This window comes from Staphylococcus canis, assembly GCF_016238445.1.
GTDB classification, from domain to species: domain Bacteria; phylum Bacillota; class Bacilli; order Staphylococcales; family Staphylococcaceae; genus Staphylococcus; species Staphylococcus canis.
Genome location: NZ_JABANU010000133.1, coordinates 1 through 215, shown reverse-complemented (window position 1 = coordinate 215; position 215 = coordinate 1). Strand labels below are relative to the sequence as shown.

General features: G+C 30.7%; 1 pseudogene. It reads right to left on the bottom strand.

The features are described 5' to 3' along the window. Nucleotides 1–215 (bottom strand): annotated as a pseudogene (locus HHH54_RS11750) (ISL3 family transposase); the annotation flags it as partial.

The window sequence follows — 215 nt, the reverse complement described above, 5'->3', positions numbered from 1 at the left end:
ATTCGTAAAGTTGGCATATTCTAATGTGTTGGTGATGAATGGAATATAACTTTTTAATGTTTTTATGACAGTTCTTAATTTAGGATGGATATCTGGTAAAGCTACGTTTTCTAAAGACTGAAGTAAGGCTTCTATATCATTGTTATTAATATGACAACGAAGTTGATTGACTGTAAAGTGCGTACGACTAAGCATCTCATTTTGTTCATTAAGAT